This window comes from Pseudomonas cremoricolorata DSM 17059 = NBRC 16634, from assembly GCF_000425745.1.
Classification (GTDB): Bacteria; Pseudomonadota; Gammaproteobacteria; order Pseudomonadales; family Pseudomonadaceae; genus Aquipseudomonas; species Aquipseudomonas cremoricolorata.
The window spans coordinates 411,931-426,119 of record NZ_AUEA01000002.1 but is presented as its reverse complement, the minus strand read 5'-3'; the positions used below and the strand labels follow the sequence as shown (position 1 = coordinate 426,119).

At 61.4% G+C, this 14,189-nt stretch carries 12 protein-coding genes; 9 read left to right on the top strand and 3 right to left on the bottom strand.

The features are described 5' to 3' along the window. Positions 1-13 precede the first annotated feature (13 nt). The 6 genes from odhB to H618_RS0104245 all read left to right on the top strand — a co-directional run bounded on the left by odhB (position 14) and on the right by H618_RS0104245 (position 7,678). On the top strand, positions 14-1,243 hold the full coding sequence (gene odhB / locus H618_RS0104270; protein WP_028693891.1) for a 2-oxoglutarate dehydrogenase complex dihydrolipoyllysine-residue succinyltransferase: 1,230 nt from the start codon (positions 14-16) through the stop codon (positions 1,241-1,243). A gap of 96 nt (positions 1,244-1,339) precedes the next feature. Continuing rightward, complete coding sequence (gene lpdA, locus H618_RS0104265) at positions 1,340-2,776, top strand: dihydrolipoyl dehydrogenase (RefSeq protein ID WP_028693890.1); 1,437 nt, start codon at positions 1,340-1,342, stop codon at positions 2,774-2,776. A gap of 171 nt (positions 2,777-2,947) precedes the next feature. Then, positions 2,948-4,114, top strand: coding sequence for an ADP-forming succinate--CoA ligase subunit beta (sucC, locus tag H618_RS0104260; protein ID WP_028693889.1), 1,167 nt, complete (start codon positions 2,948-2,950; stop codon positions 4,112-4,114). Further along, a complete protein-coding gene (gene sucD / locus H618_RS0104255) occupies positions 4,114-4,998 on the top strand; it encodes a succinate--CoA ligase subunit alpha (RefSeq protein ID WP_028693888.1) in 885 nt (294 codons plus the stop codon). The genes sucC and sucD overlap by 1 nt, the downstream gene beginning before the upstream one ends. 423 nt (positions 4,999-5,421) lie before the next feature. After that, positions 5,422-6,744 (top strand): branched-chain amino acid transport system II carrier protein, encoded by a 1,323-nt coding sequence (brnQ, locus tag H618_RS0104250; protein ID WP_028693887.1) that lies wholly within the window; start codon positions 5,422-5,424, stop codon positions 6,742-6,744. A 184-nt stretch (positions 6,745-6,928) separates the two neighbouring features. After that, the gene (locus H618_RS0104245; protein ID WP_028693886.1) at positions 6,929-7,678 is read left to right on the top strand and encodes a DUF599 domain-containing protein; all 750 of its coding nucleotides are present in this window, start codon (positions 6,929-6,931) and stop codon (positions 7,676-7,678) included. 66 nt (positions 7,679-7,744) lie between these two features. On the opposite strand, the gene H618_RS0104240 is transcribed toward H618_RS0104245, so the two are convergent. Continuing rightward, the gene (locus H618_RS0104240) at positions 7,745-8,032 is read right to left on the bottom strand and encodes a hypothetical protein (protein ID WP_028693885.1); all 288 of its coding nucleotides are present in this window, start codon (positions 8,030-8,032) and stop codon (positions 7,745-7,747) included. Between the two features lie 330 nt (positions 8,033-8,362). Between H618_RS0104240 and htpG the strand changes: the two genes are divergently transcribed. The 3 genes from htpG (at position 8,363) to H618_RS0104225 (ending at position 12,225) form a co-directional block, all read left to right on the top strand. After that, complete coding sequence (gene htpG / locus H618_RS0104235) at positions 8,363-10,270, top strand: molecular chaperone HtpG (RefSeq protein ID WP_028693884.1); 1,908 nt, start codon at positions 8,363-8,365, stop codon at positions 10,268-10,270. Between the two features lie 100 nt (positions 10,271-10,370). Beyond that, on the top strand, positions 10,371-11,096 hold the full coding sequence (locus H618_RS0104230; protein ID WP_028693883.1) for a dienelactone hydrolase family protein: 726 nt from the start codon (positions 10,371-10,373) through the stop codon (positions 11,094-11,096). Between the two features lie 124 nt (positions 11,097-11,220). Next, positions 11,221-12,225: an amidohydrolase family protein gene (locus H618_RS0104225; protein WP_028693882.1), complete on the top strand. Its 1,005-nt coding sequence runs from the start codon at positions 11,221-11,223 to the stop codon at positions 12,223-12,225. 71 nt (positions 12,226-12,296) lie between these two features. On the opposite strand, the gene fabB is transcribed toward H618_RS0104225, so the two are convergent. Continuing rightward, on the bottom strand, positions 12,297-13,517 hold the full coding sequence (gene fabB, locus H618_RS0104220; RefSeq protein WP_028693881.1) for a beta-ketoacyl-ACP synthase I: 1,221 nt from the start codon (positions 13,515-13,517) through the stop codon (positions 12,297-12,299). 11 nt (positions 13,518-13,528) lie between these two features. After that, positions 13,529-14,044 (bottom strand): 3-hydroxyacyl-[acyl-carrier-protein] dehydratase FabA, encoded by a 516-nt coding sequence (gene fabA / locus H618_RS0104215; RefSeq protein WP_028693880.1) that lies wholly within the window; start codon positions 14,042-14,044, stop codon positions 13,529-13,531. Positions 14,045-14,189 lie beyond the last annotated feature (145 nt).

Here is a 14,189-nt window from a genome sequence, read left to right as displayed (position 1 = left end):
GGAAACACTGCTAATGGCTATCGAGATCAAAGCCCCAACCTTCCCGGAATCGGTTGCCGACGGCACCGTTGCCACCTGGCACAAGCAGCCGGGCGAAGCCGTCAAGCGTGACGAGCTGATCGTCGACATCGAAACCGACAAAGTGGTCCTGGAAGTGCTGGCCACCGCCGATGGCGTGCTGGGCGATATCGTCAAGGCCGAAGGCGACACCGTGCTGTCCGACGAAGTCCTGGGTTCCATCGTCCAGGGCGGCGCTGGCGCTGCGGCACCGGCCGCTGCTGCCCAGGCCTCCGCCGCTCCGGCAGCCGCTGCTGGCGCTGACGCCGGCGAAGACGACCCGGTTGCCGCCCCTGCGGCACGCAAGCTGGCCGAAGAGAACGGCATCGACCTGGCGTCGGTCGCCGGCACCGGCAAAGGCGGTCGTGTCACCAAGGAAGACGTCGTCGCTGCCGTCGCCAACAAGAAGTCGACGCCTGCCGCTGCGCCGGCTGCCAAGCCTGCCGCTGCCGCCCCGGCAGCCGTGGTCACCGCCAACGGCGACCGTACCGAGAAGCGCGTGCCGATGACCCGTCTGCGCGCCAAGATCGCCGAGCGTCTGGTCGAAGCCCAGTCGAACATGGCCATGCTCACCACCTTCAACGAAGTCGACATGACCGAAGTCATGGCCCTGCGTTCGAAGTACAAGGACCTGTTCGAGAAGACCCACAACGGCGTGCGCCTGGGCTTCATGTCGTTCTTCGTCAAGGCGGCGACCGAAGCGCTCAAGCGTTTCCCGGCAGTCAACGCTTCGATCGATGGCAACGACATCGTCTACCACGGTTTCGCCGACGTCGGCGTTGCGGTTTCCAGCGACCGTGGCCTGGTGGTGCCGGTACTGCGTAACGCAGAATCCATGAGCCTGGCGGAAATCGAGAACGGCATCGCCACCTTCGGCAAGAAGGCCCGCGACGGCAAGCTGTCGATCGAGGAAATGACCGGTGGCACCTTCACCATCACCAACGGCGGCACCTTCGGTTCGATGATGTCGACCCCGATCGTCAACCCGCCGCAGGCTGCTATCCTCGGCATGCACAACATCATTCAGCGCCCGATGGCGGTCAATGGTCAGGTCGTCATCCGCCCGATGATGTATCTTGCGCTGTCCTACGATCACCGCCTGATCGATGGCAAAGAGGCGGTCACCTTCCTGGTTACCATCAAGAACCTGCTGGAAGATCCGTCCCGCCTGCTGCTGGACATCTAAACGCTCAGCTGCAAGCTGCAAGCGGCAAGCCCCAAGTTGGGGCTCGCCCGTCTTGGAGCTTGCAGCTTGCTGCTCGAAGCTAAAAAGGAATCTTTTATGACCCAGAAATTCGACGTTGTTGTCATCGGTGCCGGCCCTGGCGGCTATGTGGCCGCTATCAAGGCCGCTCAACTGGGCCTGAAAACCGCCTGCATCGAGGAATACACCGACGCCGAGGGCAAACTGGCCCTGGGTGGCACCTGCCTGAATGTCGGTTGCATTCCGTCCAAGGCGCTGCTCGACAGCTCCTGGAAGTACAAGGAAGCCAAAGAGTCCTTCAACGTCCACGGCATCTCCACTGGCGAAGTGAAGATGGACGTCGCCGCGATGATCGGCCGCAAGGCTGGCATCGTGAAGAACCTGACCGGTGGCGTCGCCACCCTGTTCAAGGCCAACGGCGTGACCTCGATCCAGGGCCACGGCAAGCTGCTGGCGGGCAAGAAGGTCGAAGTCACCAAGGCCGACGGCAGCACTGAAGTCGTCGAAGCCGACAACGTGATTCTGGCTTCCGGTTCGCGTCCGATCGACATTCCGCCGGCTCCGGTCGACCAGAAAGTCATCGTCGATTCCACCGGCGCCCTGGAATTCCAGAGCGTACCGCAGCGTCTGGGCGTGATCGGCGCTGGCGTCATCGGTCTGGAGCTGGGTTCGGTATGGTCGCGTCTGGGCGCCCAGGTGACCGTGCTCGAAGCACTGGACACCTTCCTGATGGCCGCTGACAGCGCCGTCTCCAAGGAAGCGCAGAAGACCCTCACCAAGCAGGGCCTGGACATCAAGCTGGGCGCTCGCGTCACCGGCTCCAGCGTCAATGGCGATGAAGTCGAAGTCACCTACACCGATGCCAATGGCGAGCAGAAGATCACCTTCGATCGCCTGATCGTCGCGGTTGGCCGTCGTCCGGTCACCACCGACCTGCTGGCTAGCGATTCGGGCGTGGACATCGATGAGCGCGGCTACATCTATGTCGACGACCAGTGCGCCACCAGCGTGCCGGGCGTATTCGCCATCGGTGACGTGGTCCGCGGCCTGATGCTGGCGCACAAGGCGTCGGAAGAGGGCATCATGGTGGTCGAGCGCATCAAGGGCCACAAGGCACAGATGAACTACGACCTGATCCCGTCGGTCATCTACACCCACCCGGAAATCGCGTGGGTCGGCAAGACCGAACAGGCTCTGAAAGCCGAAGGCGTCGAAGTCAACGTCGGTACCTTCCCGTTCGCCGCCAGCGGCCGTGCCATGGCTGCCAACGATACCGGTGGTTTCGTCAAGGTCATCGCCGATGCCAAGACCGACCGCGTCCTGGGCGTTCACGTGATTGGCCCGTCGGCGGCCGAGCTGGTTCAGCAAGGCGCGATCGCCATGGAATTCGGCACCAGTGCCGAGGACCTGGGCATGATGGTCTTCAGCCATCCGACCCTGTCCGAAGCGCTGCACGAAGCAGCGCTGGCGGTGAATGGCGGTGCCATTCACGTCGCCAACCGTAAAAAGCGTTAATTATAAGAAACCACGGCGGGCTGCCCGTCGTGAGTCTTGCGTGCACGACTCACCGCGGAATTTTCGCCGGACCAGGTCACCGGGTTTTTCCGGGACTGAGGGTCACAGGTGGCGCGGCACCGGAAACGGCGCAGCGCCGAAGCGCAGTACCTAACGAAGACGGTAAAAAGCATGAATCTTCACGAGTATCAGGGCAAACAGCTGTTCGCTGAATACGGCCTGCCAGTTTCCAAGGGTTTCGCAGTCGACACCCCTGAAGCTGCAGCAGAAGCCTGCGACAAGATCGGTGGTTCGGAGTGGGTCGTCAAAGCCCAGGTCCACGCTGGTGGTCGCGGTAAGGCGGGTGGCGTCAAGCTGGTTCGCAGCAAGGAAGACGCCAAGGCGTTCGCTGCACAATGGTTGGGCAAGAACCTGGTCACCTACCAGACTGATGCCAACGGTCAACCAGTTTCCAAGATCCTGGTCGAGTCCTGCACCGACATCGCCAAAGAGCTGTACCTGGGCGCTGTAGTCGATCGTTCCAGCCGTCGCATCGTGTTCATGGCCTCCACCGAAGGTGGCGTGGACATCGAGAAAGTGGCTCACGAAACTCCCGAGAAGATCATCAAGGCCACCATCGACCCGTTGGTCGGTGCGCAGCCGTTCCAGGGCCGTGAGCTGGCATTCCAGCTGGGCCTGGAAGGCAAGCAGGTTGCCCAGTTCGCGAAAATCTTCGTGGGCCTGGCCAAGCTGTTCAAGGACCACGACCTGGCCCTGCTGGAAGTCAACCCGCTGGTGATCAAGGCCGACGGCGATCTGCATTGCCTCGATGCCAAGATCAACATCGACGCCAACGCCATGTACCGTCAGCCGAAGCTGAAAACCTTCCACGACCCGTCGCAGGACGACGCCCGTGAAGCCCACGCTGCCAAGTTCGAACTGAACTACGTTGCCCTGGAAGGCAACATCGGCTGCATGGTCAACGGTGCCGGCCTGGCCATGGGTACCATGGACATCGTCAACCTGCACGGCGGCAAGCCAGCCAACTTCCTCGACGTAGGCGGCGGTGCCACCAAAGAGCGCGTGACCGAAGCGTTCAAGATCATTCTGTCCGACAGCAACGTCGCGGCCGTTCTGGTCAACATCTTCGGCGGCATCGTTCGTTGCGACATGATTGCCGAAGGCATCATCGGCGCGGTGAAAGAAGTTGGCGTTAAAGTTCCAGTGGTCGTTCGCCTCGAAGGCAACAACGCCGAACTGGGCGCTAAAGTACTGGCAGAAAGCGGTTTGAACATCATTGCTGCAACCAGCCTGACCGACGCTGCTCAACAAGTTGTCAAAGCTGCGGAGGGCAAGTAATGAGCGTCCTGATCAATAAAGACACCAAAGTCATCTGCCAGGGCTTCACCGGCTCGCAGGGCACTTTCCACTCCGAACAAGCCATCGCCTACGGCACCAAGATGGTTGGCGGCGTGACCCCAGGCAAAGGCGGCACCACTCACCTGGGCCTGCCGGTGTTCAACACCGTCAAGGAAGCCGTCGCTGCCACTGGCGCCGACGCCTCGGTCATCTACGTTCCGGCTCCGTTCTGCAAGGACTCGATCCTGGAAGCGGCTTTCGGCGGTATCAAGCTGATCGTCTGCATCACCGAAGGCATCCCGACCCTCGACATGCTCGACGCCAAGGTCAAGTGCGACGAGCTGGGCGTGACCCTGATCGGCCCTAACTGCCCAGGCGTCATCACTCCGGGCGAGTGCAAGATCGGCATCATGCCAGGCCACATTCACTTGCCAGGCAAGGTCGGTATCGTTTCGCGTTCCGGCACCCTGACCTACGAAGCGGTCAAGCAGACCACCGACGCCGGCTTCGGCCAGTCGACCTGCGTGGGTATCGGTGGCGACCCGATTCCGGGTTCGAACTTCATCGACATCCTCAAGCTGTTCCAGGAAGACCCGAAGACCGAAGCGATCGTCATGATCGGTGAGATCGGCGGTTCGGCTGAAGAAGAGGCGGCTGCCTACATCAAGGCCAACGTCACCAAGCCTGTGGTTTCGTACATTGCCGGTGTAACTGCACCTGCTGGCAAGCGCATGGGCCACGCCGGCGCGATCATCTCCGGCGGGAAAGGTACTGCCGACGAGAAGTTCGCTGCCCTGCAGGACGCCGGTGTGAAAACCGTGCGTTCGCTGGCTGACATCGGCAAGGCACTGGCCGAGCTGACCGGCTGGGAAGTGAAGCACTAATACGCAGCACCCCCCACGCAACACAGAAACCACCTTCGGGTGGTTTTTGTGTTTTAGGACGGCCTGTTAGGACGGCCTGTTAGGACGGCCTGTCAGGACAGCCTGTCAGGACGATTCGCCAGTCGTATCGATTGCACCGATCAGCACGATAAGAATTTTCGTACAGACCTTTTCTGCAGCGAAGAGTAGATTTCCCACAGCTTCAGTCGTTTAAACGACAAGAAGAGTCGCACAGCGGACAGGTCGCTCGCTCGCAGTGCGTTCTTGGTGCAAATTCGGTAATCTACGCGCCATTTTGTGCCCGATCCCCAAAAGGGACCGACACGCTAAACGGGTCTGGCTCACCAAGCCGGGCAGCATTTCCCTCATCCATAGGGCAATCCCTTCTCGAATCCCGATTTCAGCAGTGTGGTACTTCCCCAAATGAAAGTGTTAAAAGGCCAGGACATCCTGGCACTTGGCTTCATGACGTTTGCCCTTTTCGTGGGCGCGGGCAACATCATCTTCCCACCCATCGTCGGCCTGCAGGCCGGGCCCAACGTATGGATGGCGGCGCTGGGCTTCCTGGTCACCGCGGTCGGCCTGCCGGTCATCACCGTCGTGGCGCTGGCCAAGGTCGGCGGTGGCATGGACGCGCTGAGCAGCCCGATTGGCAAGTTCTTCGGCGGCCTGCTGGCGGCGGTGTGCTACCTCTCGGTCGGCCCACTGTTCGCCACGCCGCGCACGGCCACTGTGTCGTTCGAAGTCGGTGTCGCGCCGCTGGTCGGTAGCAGCATCGAAGGCTGGTTGGCGCTGTTGATCTACAGCGTGGTGTATTTCCTGATCGTGCTGGCGGTGTCGATGTATCCCGGCAAGCTGCTCGATACCGTCGGGCGTTTCCTGGCTCCACTGAAGATCATTGCGCTGGCAGCGCTGGGCGTCGCCGCCTTCATGCTGCCGGCCGGCGATATCGGCCAGGCGAAGCAGGCCTATGTGAGCGCACCGTTCTCCCAGGGCTTCATCAATGGCTACCTGACCATGGATACCCTCGGCGCGCTGGTGTTCGGCATCGTCATCGTCAACGCCATTCGTTCCCGTGGCGTCGAGTCGCCCAAGCTGATCACCCGCTACGCGATCATCGCCGGGCTCATTGCCGGTGTCGGCCTGGCGCTGGTCTATATCAGCCTGTTCCGCCTTGGCTCGGGCAGCCACTCGATCGCCATGGACGCCGCCAACGGCGCCACGGTGCTGCATGCCTATGTGCAGCACACCTTCGGCTCGCTGGGCAGTGATTTCCTCGCCGTGCTGATTACCGTGGCCTGCCTGGTGACTGCAGTCGGCCTGACCTGCGCCTGCGCCGAGTACTTCAGCCAGATTCTGCCGCTGTCGTACCGGGTGCTGGTGGTGTTGCTCGCCGGATTCTCGTTGCTGGTGTCCAACCTTGGCCTGACCAAGCTGATCATGTTCTCGGTGCCGGTGCTGACGGCGATCTACCCGCCGTGCATCGTCATGATTGCCTTGAGCTTCGTCAACGGCCTGTGGAACTCGCCGGTACGGGTAATGGCGCCGGTGATGCTGGTATCGCTGCTGTTCGGTATCGTCGATGCCATCAAAGGCAGCGAACTTGCCCACTTGCTGCCGGACGCGGCGGCCAACCTGCCGCTGAGCGAGCAGGGCCTGGCCTGGCTGGTGCCGTCGGTGATCGCCCTGGCAGTGTGCTTCACCGTCGATCGACTGCTCGGCAGCCCACGTCAGGCAATCGCCTGATGCGTTGAGCGGCCGCTGCCGGGCCGGTCACAAGCCAGTGGCCCGGTAGCCGATAGCGCGAAAAGACCCTGCATGCCAATGCGGGGTTTTTTTTGTCTGCATCATCGAGTGCACGTGCCTTTTGCGCGAAACATGCGTCGAAAGGCGGTGTAAATCCTGGTTCGTTCACCTGCGCGGAGATGGCATGAGCTTCATCCACAACAACCTGAGCAATTTGCTGGCCGTGTGCTGGTTCGCCCTGGCCTGGGGCGGCTATACCCGCTATGCCATCTGGAAGGCGCGCGACACGGCGTGCCTGGCCAGCGTGCTGCATCTATACCGGGAAGACTGGATGCGCCGCATGCTGCTGCGCGACAACCGTATCGCCGATGCCAGTGTGATCGGCAATCTGGAGCGCAACGCTTCGTTCTTCGCCTCCAGCACGCTGATCATCCTCGCCGGTATCCTCACCGTGCTCGGCGCCTCAGACCGCGCGCTTTCGTTGCTGGCCGATCTACCCTGGGTGCAGCCGGCCTCCCAAGGCATGTCGGAAATCAAGCTGCTGTGCCTGGCGATGGTCTTCGTCTACGCCTTTTTCACCTTCAGCTGGTGCATGCGCCAATACAACTTCGCCGCGGTGCTGGTGGGCTCGGCGCCGATGATCGGCGAGCGCCAAGTCAACGAACTGGAGCGCAAGGCCTTCGCCATCCGTGCGGCGAAAGTACTGTCGCTTGCGGCCAACCAGTTCAACTTGGGATTGCGCGCGTATTATTTCGGCATGGCCTTGTTGACCTGGTTCATCAGCCCGTGGATGTTCATGCTCACCAGTGTCGGCGTGGTGCTGATTCTTTACCGGCGTGAGTTTCATTCCGACGTGTTGGAAGTGATGGTCTTCACGCCCACGCAAAGTTCGCCGGTAGAGCACTCTGCGGACAACTCTGCAAGCGTGAACTGAATCGGTTTAGTTGAAGTTTTCAGGCATAAAAAAACCCGGCCAGGCCGGGTTTTTCTACAAGCAGAATTACTGCTTGGCAGGTTCGGCAGGAACCGAGCCTGGCGGGGTGTTGGTCGGCGAGGAGCTGTCGCGAGCTTCTTCGGCGGCCTTCTGCTGAGCTTCAGCCTGGTCGGCAGCAGCTTTGGCTTTTTCTTCGTTGGCTTCGTTGACTTTGTCCTGAGCGTCACCCATTTTTTCCTGGGCTTTCTCGGAGTGTTGTTGTGCGTCCTGGGCTTTGTCTTCGCTCGCTTTATCGCAAGCGGCCAAGCCCATGGTGGCGGCCAGCATCAGAGCAAAAGCAAAAGGTTTACGCATGAGTGTGTATCTCCATTGGTGGAATAATCGACTTGTACCTTCGAGTTGTACCCCGTGAAAGAAGTTCCACACGGTTCGCACATATACATCTGCACGTCGTTAATGGCGACTGCGCGTTGTTTGTGGCGGGGTCGATCCGGCGCCTGTCGAGCACCCTCTGCGAAGCGTCTGGGCCATCGCCTGGCAACTGATCGACCCGGTGTGAGGACCCTGTCCAGGCGCCGCCCCTTGAAATGCCTCGGCGTGCCCCCATCTGTTGCTCATCCCGCCCTGAATGCAGGCCTTGGCCGTCACGGCGAACCCCGCCAATCGATTGGAGTTTTGAAGACCATGAGTGTCGATACTCAAAAGGAAACCCTGGGCTTCCAGACCGAAGTGAAGCAACTGCTGCACCTGATGATCCATTCCTTGTATTCGAACAAGGAAATCTTCCTCCGCGAGCTGATCTCCAACGCCTCCGACGCCGCCGACAAGCTGCGCTTCGAAGCCCTGGCCAAGCCAGAGCTGTTCGAAGGCGATACCGATCTGAAGATCCGCGTCAGCTTCGACAAGGCCGCCAACACTGTCACCCTGGAAGACAACGGCATCGGTATGAGCCGTCAGGATGTCATCACCCACCTGGGCACCATCGCCAAGTCCGGCACTGCCGACTTCATGAAGAACCTCACCGGTGACCAGAAAAAAGATTCGCACCTGATCGGTCAGTTCGGCGTCGGTTTCTACTCGGCGTTCATCGTCGCCGACAAGGTCGATGTCTACAGCCGTCGTGCCGGCCAGCCAGCCGCCGAAGGCGTGCACTGGTCGTCCAAAGGCGAGGGCGACTTCGAAGTCTCCACCATCGACAAGCCGCAGCGCGGCACGCGCATCGTGCTGCACCTCAAAGCAGGTGAAGACGAGTTCGCCGATGGCTGGCGTCTGCGCAATGTGGTCAAGAAATACTCCGACCACATCGCCTTGCCCATCGAGCTGCCCAAGGAGCAGGCCGAGGCTGCTGAAGGCGAAGAAGCACCCGCCCAAGAATGGGAAACCGTCAACCGTGCCAGCGCCCTGTGGACCCGTCCGCGCAGTGAAATCAAGGACGAGGAATACCAGGAGTTCTACAAGCACATCGGCCATGACTTCGAGAACCCGCTGGCCTGGAGCCACAACAAGGTCGAAGGCAAGCTCGAGTACAGCTCGCTGCTGTACGTGCCGGCCCGTGCGCCGTTCGACCTCTACCAGCGCGAAGCACCCCGCGGCCTGAAGCTGTATGTACAGCGCGTGTTCATCATGGACCAGGCCGAGTCGTTCCTGCCGCTGTACCTGCGCTTCATCAAGGGCGTGGTCGACTCCAACGACCTGTCGCTGAACGTCTCGCGGGAGATCCTGCAGAAAGACCCGATCATCGACTCGATGAAATCGGCGCTGACCAAGCGCGTGCTGGACATGCTCGAGAAGTTGGCCAAGAACGACCCCGAGCAATACAAGGGCTTCTGGAAGAACTTCGGCCAGGTACTCAAGGAAGGCCCGGCCGAAGATTTCGCCAACAAGGAAAAGATCGCCGGTCTGCTGCGTTTCGCCTCCACCCATGACGACAGCGGCGAGCAGAGCGTTTCTCTGGCCGACTACCTGGCACGTGCCAAGGACGGTCAGGACAAGTTCTACTACCTCACCGGGGAGTCGTACGCCCAGGTCAAGAACAGCCCCCACCTGGAAGTCTTCCGCAAGAAAGGCATCGAAGTGCTGCTGCTCACCGACCGCATCGACGAGTGGCTGATGAGCTACCTCAGCGAGTTCGATGGCAAGAGCTTCGTCGACGTGGCCCGTGGTGATCTCGACCTTGGCTCGCTGGATTCCGAGGAAGACAAGAAAGCCCAGGAAGAAGTCGCCAAGGATAAAGAAGGCCTGGTCGAGCGTCTCAAGTCCGCCTTGGGCGACAGCGTTGCCGAAGTGCGCGTCTCCCATCGCCTGACCGATTCGCCGGCGATTCTGGCCATCGGTGAGCAGGACCTGGGCTTGCAGATGCGCCAGATTCTTGAGGCCAGCGGGCAGAAGGTGCCTGATTCCAAGCCGATCTTCGAGTTCAACCCAGGCCATCCCCTGATCGAGAAGCTCGATCACGAGCAGAGCGAGGACCGCTTCGCCGAGCTGTCGCACATCCTCTTCGACCAGGCCGCGCTGGCGGCGGGCGACAGCCTGAAAGACCCGGCGGCCTATGTTCGCCGTCTGAACAAGCTGCTGGTCGAGCTGTCTGCTTGAGTGAATGCAGTTGCTGATCAAAGCCCGCTTCGGCGGGCTTTTTTCATGGTGTCGGCGCAGTAACCGCGCCGGCTACGGTCGAATGCCGAAGGAGTGCAGAATGAGCAAGGTCATCGTCGAATCACTGACTTATCGCCTGTCGGGCGACACCTACGAGAGCCGCCTGGTGTATGCCCCCGGTGCTGGCGAGCAGCCGGCATTGGTGATGGTGCCGAACTGGATGGGGGTTACTGAAGGCGCCGAACGTATCGCCCAGGAGGTGGCCAGCCAGGGCTATGTGGTGCTGATCGCCGACCTGTATGGGCAATCGCTGCGTCCGAGCAATGCCGATGAGGCAGCGGCGGCCATGATGCCGCTCAAGGAAAACCGCATCGAGCTGCGCAAGCGCATGGCTGAAGCCCTGGCGCAACTGCTCGGCCAGGCCAAGGCGCGCCTGGCGCCGGGCAAGACGGCGGCGTTCGGCTTCTGTTTCGGCGGCTGCTGTGTGCTGGAGCTGGCGCGCAGCGGCGCGGATCTACGTGCGGCAGTGTCGTTCCATGGCACGCTGGACACCCCCGATGCCGCTGATGCGCGCAACATCAAAGGTGCGGTGCTGGCGCTGCATGGCGCTGACGACCCACTGGTGCCTGCCGAGCAGTTGCCGGCCTTCGAGGCAGAAATGACCGCCGCCAAGGTCGATTGGCAGTTGCACAGCTACGGCGGTGCGGTGCACTCGTTCACAGATCCCGAGGCCAACGTGCCGGGCACGGCCCAGTACAACCGCAAGGTTTCGGAGCGCGCGTTCAGAGCGATGCACAATCTGTTGGATGAAGTGTTCCAGCGCTGATCGTGCCAGGGCAGGGTGGGGCCTTTACGGCCTTGCCTTGCGCCTGTTGCAGGGTATTGCTGGGCTGAACCGAGCTGCGCGTCGTGCGGTCTACCCAGCTCGAATTCAGACCAGGAAGTTTGCCATGATCGTCCGAGCGCTTGCCGCCACGCTGTGTGTCGGCCTGCTGCTGCAGCCCTGCCAGGCTCGCGAGTACCGTTACAGCGACGCCCATCTGCATTACGTGGATTTCTTCCAGGAAAGCGAAGGCATGCCGGCGCTGCTCGAGGCCATGGACGCCGCCGGCATCGACCAGTCGATGATTTCCGGCATTCCGGTGGCCAAGAAGTGGCATGAAGATGAGCCCAAGCGCCCGCGCTACTACGCTGGCGATGATGCGGCGGCTTATTGGTACAGCGCCACTGACGTGCTGGTCGCTGCGGCGCTGCAAAAGCTCAGCCCCGAACAACGCCAGCGCTTTCATCCGTTTCTGAGCGGTTTCAACCCGGTCGACAAGAACGCTGCCAGCCATATCGAGCGCATGCTCGAGCTCAATCCGGGCTTGTGGCAGGGCATCGGCGAGGTGTTCACCCGCCACGACGACCTAACCGCGCTCACCAGCGGCGACACCCCGCGGGCCAACAACGAAGCGATGAATCGCGTCTATCGCCTGGCCGCCGAGCGTGATCTTCCGGTGCTGGTGCACTCCAACATCACCTCCAAGCGCGAGCGCAACCCGCTGTACCTGGCCGAGATCGAAGAGCCGTTGCGCGATCATCCGCGCACCCGCTTCATCTGGGCTCATGCGGGCAGCAGCCTGGAAATCCATCGGCACCAAACCAAGATGGACTTCCTGCTGCCGACCCTGACGCGCATGCTGGAGAGCTACCCGAACCTCTACGTCGATCTGTCGTGGAGCGTGCTGGAACCGTACCTGTTGGACGACAAGGGCGTGCCGCGCCAGGCTTGGGTCGATCTGGTCAAGCGCTTCCCTGAGCGCTTCATGCTGGGCTCCGATGTGGTCGGGCGCTTTGGCAGCATGGGTGAGCAGATGAAGAGCTTCACGCCGTTTCTCGATGCCTTGCCCGAGGAGGTCGCGCGCAAGGTGGCACGGGACAACTTCCTTGCGGTACTGCCCAAGGCACGGTAACGGCCGCTCGAGCAGCAGAAACGAAAACGCCCCGAACCAGTCGGGGCGTTTTCAGTTCAGCGATCAGATGATCACTTGCCTTCCCAGCGCTTGAGCACCAGGGTGGCGTTGGTGCCGCCAAAGCCGAAGCTGTTGCTCATGACGGTGTTGATCGTGGCGTTTTCCTGGGTCTTGCGCAGGATAGGCAGATCAGCGACCGCTGGGTCGAGTTCGTCGATGTTGGCCGAACCTGCGATGAAGTTGTTTTCCATCATCAGCAGGCAGTAGATCGCCTCGTGTACACCGGCAGCGCCCAGCGAGTGACCGGACAGGCTCTTGGTCGAGCTGATGGCCGGGGCCTTGTCGCCGAACACTTCACGGATGCCCTTGATCTCGGCGACGTCGCCGACCGGGGTGGAAGTGCCGTGGGTGTTGAGGTAGTCGATCGGAGTGTCGACGGTGGACAGCGCCTGCTGCATGCAGCGGATGGCGCCTTCGCCGCTCGGGGCGACCATGTCGTAGCCGTCGGAGGTGGCGCCGTAGCCGATGATTTCGGCGTAGATCTTGGCGCCGCGGGCCAGGGCGTGTTCGAGTTCCTCGACCACCACCATGCCGCCGCCGCCAGCGATGACGAAGCCATCACGGTCGGCATCGTAGGCGCGCGAGGCGGTTTCCGGCGAATCGTTGCGCTTGGTCGACAGAGCGCCCATGGCATCGAACAGGAACGACTGGCTCCAGTGCTCTTCTTCGCCGCCGCCGGCGAAGACGATGTCCTGCTTGCCCCATTGGATCTGCTCCAGCGCGGTGCCGATGCAGTGGGCGCTGGTGGCGCAGGCCGACGAGATCGAGTAGTTGATGCCCTTGATCTTGAACGGCGTCGCCAGGCAAGCGGAAACGGTGCTGCCCATGGTGCGGGTAACCCGGTAGGGGCCAACGCGCTTGACGCCTTTCTCGCGCAGCGTGTCGAGGGCTTCCATCTGGTTCAGCGTGGAAGCACCACCGGAGCCTGCGACCAGGCCGGTACGCGGGCTGGAGACTTGCTCTTCGGTCAGGCCCGAGTCCTTGATGGCGTCCTGCATGGCCAGGTAGGCATAGGCAGCCGCATGGCCGACGAAGCGGAACACCTTGCGGTCGATCAGTTCTTCGAGGTTGAGGTCGATGGACCCGGAAACCTGGCTACGCAGCCCCATTTCCTTGTATTCCGGGTTGTAACGAATACCCGGACGGCTGTTGCGCAGGTTTTCGGTGACGGTAGCTTTGTCATTGCCCAGGCACGAAACGATGCCCAGACCAGTGATAACGACGCGGCGCATGCGAATAACCCTTAGAAATTTTCAGTGGAGGTGAACACGCCGACCCGCAGGCCTTCGGCGGTGTAGATCTCTTTACCATCGACGCTGACCGAGCCATCGGCGATGGCCATGTTCAGCTTGCCCTTGAGGACGCGCTTGAGATGGATGTTGTAGGTGACCTTTTTAGCGGTCGGCAGTACCTGGCCGAAGAATTTCACTTCACCTGAACCCAGCGCACGGCCACGGCCCGGCAGGCCTTGCCAGCCGAGGTGGAAGCCGACCAGTTGCCACATGGCGTCGAGGCCCAGGCAGCCCGGCATCACCGGATCGCCTTCGAAATGGCAGGCGAAGAACCACAGGTCCGGAGTGATATCCAGCTCGGCGACCAATTCACCTTTGCCGTACTTGCCGCCTTCGGCGCTGATGAGGGTGATGCGATCGACCATCAGCATGTTGGGGGCGGGCAGTTGCGCATTACCTGGGCCGAACAGCTCACCGCGACTGCAGCGCAGCAGGTCTTCCCGAGTAAAGGCGTTTTGTTTGGTCATGCGAGCTCCTCAATAACCCCCTGTGGCAGGGGATGAATCTTCCCGGCCATCCCCGAAAGCCATGACGGTCAGGGGCGGCAGCCTACAGGTAGACTATTGCGTTGTGGTGAAAGTCACAGTGCACCTGGCAAATGAAGTACAGGTG

What these genes read in the sequence shown, in the direction of transcription:
- fabA (WP_028693880.1), bottom strand. Translation starts at nt 14,044, where the DNA reads ATGACCAAACAAAACGCCTTTACTCGGGAAGACCTGCTGCGCTGCAGT.
- lpdA (WP_028693890.1), top strand. Translation starts at nt 1,340, where the DNA reads ATGACCCAGAAATTCGACGTTGTTGTCATCGGTGCCGGCCCTGGCGGC.
- H618_RS0104240 (WP_028693885.1), bottom strand. Translation starts at nt 8,032, where the DNA reads ATGCGTAAACCTTTTGCTTTTGCTCTGATGCTGGCCGCCACCATGGGC.
- fabB (WP_028693881.1), bottom strand. Translation starts at nt 13,517, where the DNA reads ATGCGCCGCGTCGTTATCACTGGTCTGGGCATCGTTTCGTGCCTGGGC.
- sucC (WP_028693889.1), top strand. Translation starts at nt 2,948, where the DNA reads ATGAATCTTCACGAGTATCAGGGCAAACAGCTGTTCGCTGAATACGGC.
- H618_RS0104230 (WP_028693883.1), top strand. Translation starts at nt 10,371, where the DNA reads ATGAGCAAGGTCATCGTCGAATCACTGACTTATCGCCTGTCGGGCGAC.
- odhB (WP_028693891.1), top strand. Translation starts at nt 14, where the DNA reads ATGGCTATCGAGATCAAAGCCCCAACCTTCCCGGAATCGGTTGCCGAC.
- htpG (WP_028693884.1), top strand. Translation starts at nt 8,363, where the DNA reads ATGAGTGTCGATACTCAAAAGGAAACCCTGGGCTTCCAGACCGAAGTG.
- brnQ (WP_028693887.1), top strand. Translation starts at nt 5,422, where the DNA reads ATGAAAGTGTTAAAAGGCCAGGACATCCTGGCACTTGGCTTCATGACG.
- H618_RS0104225 (WP_028693882.1), top strand. Translation starts at nt 11,221, where the DNA reads ATGATCGTCCGAGCGCTTGCCGCCACGCTGTGTGTCGGCCTGCTGCTG.
- H618_RS0104245 (WP_028693886.1), top strand. Translation starts at nt 6,929, where the DNA reads ATGAGCTTCATCCACAACAACCTGAGCAATTTGCTGGCCGTGTGCTGG.
- sucD (WP_028693888.1), top strand. Translation starts at nt 4,114, where the DNA reads ATGAGCGTCCTGATCAATAAAGACACCAAAGTCATCTGCCAGGGCTTC.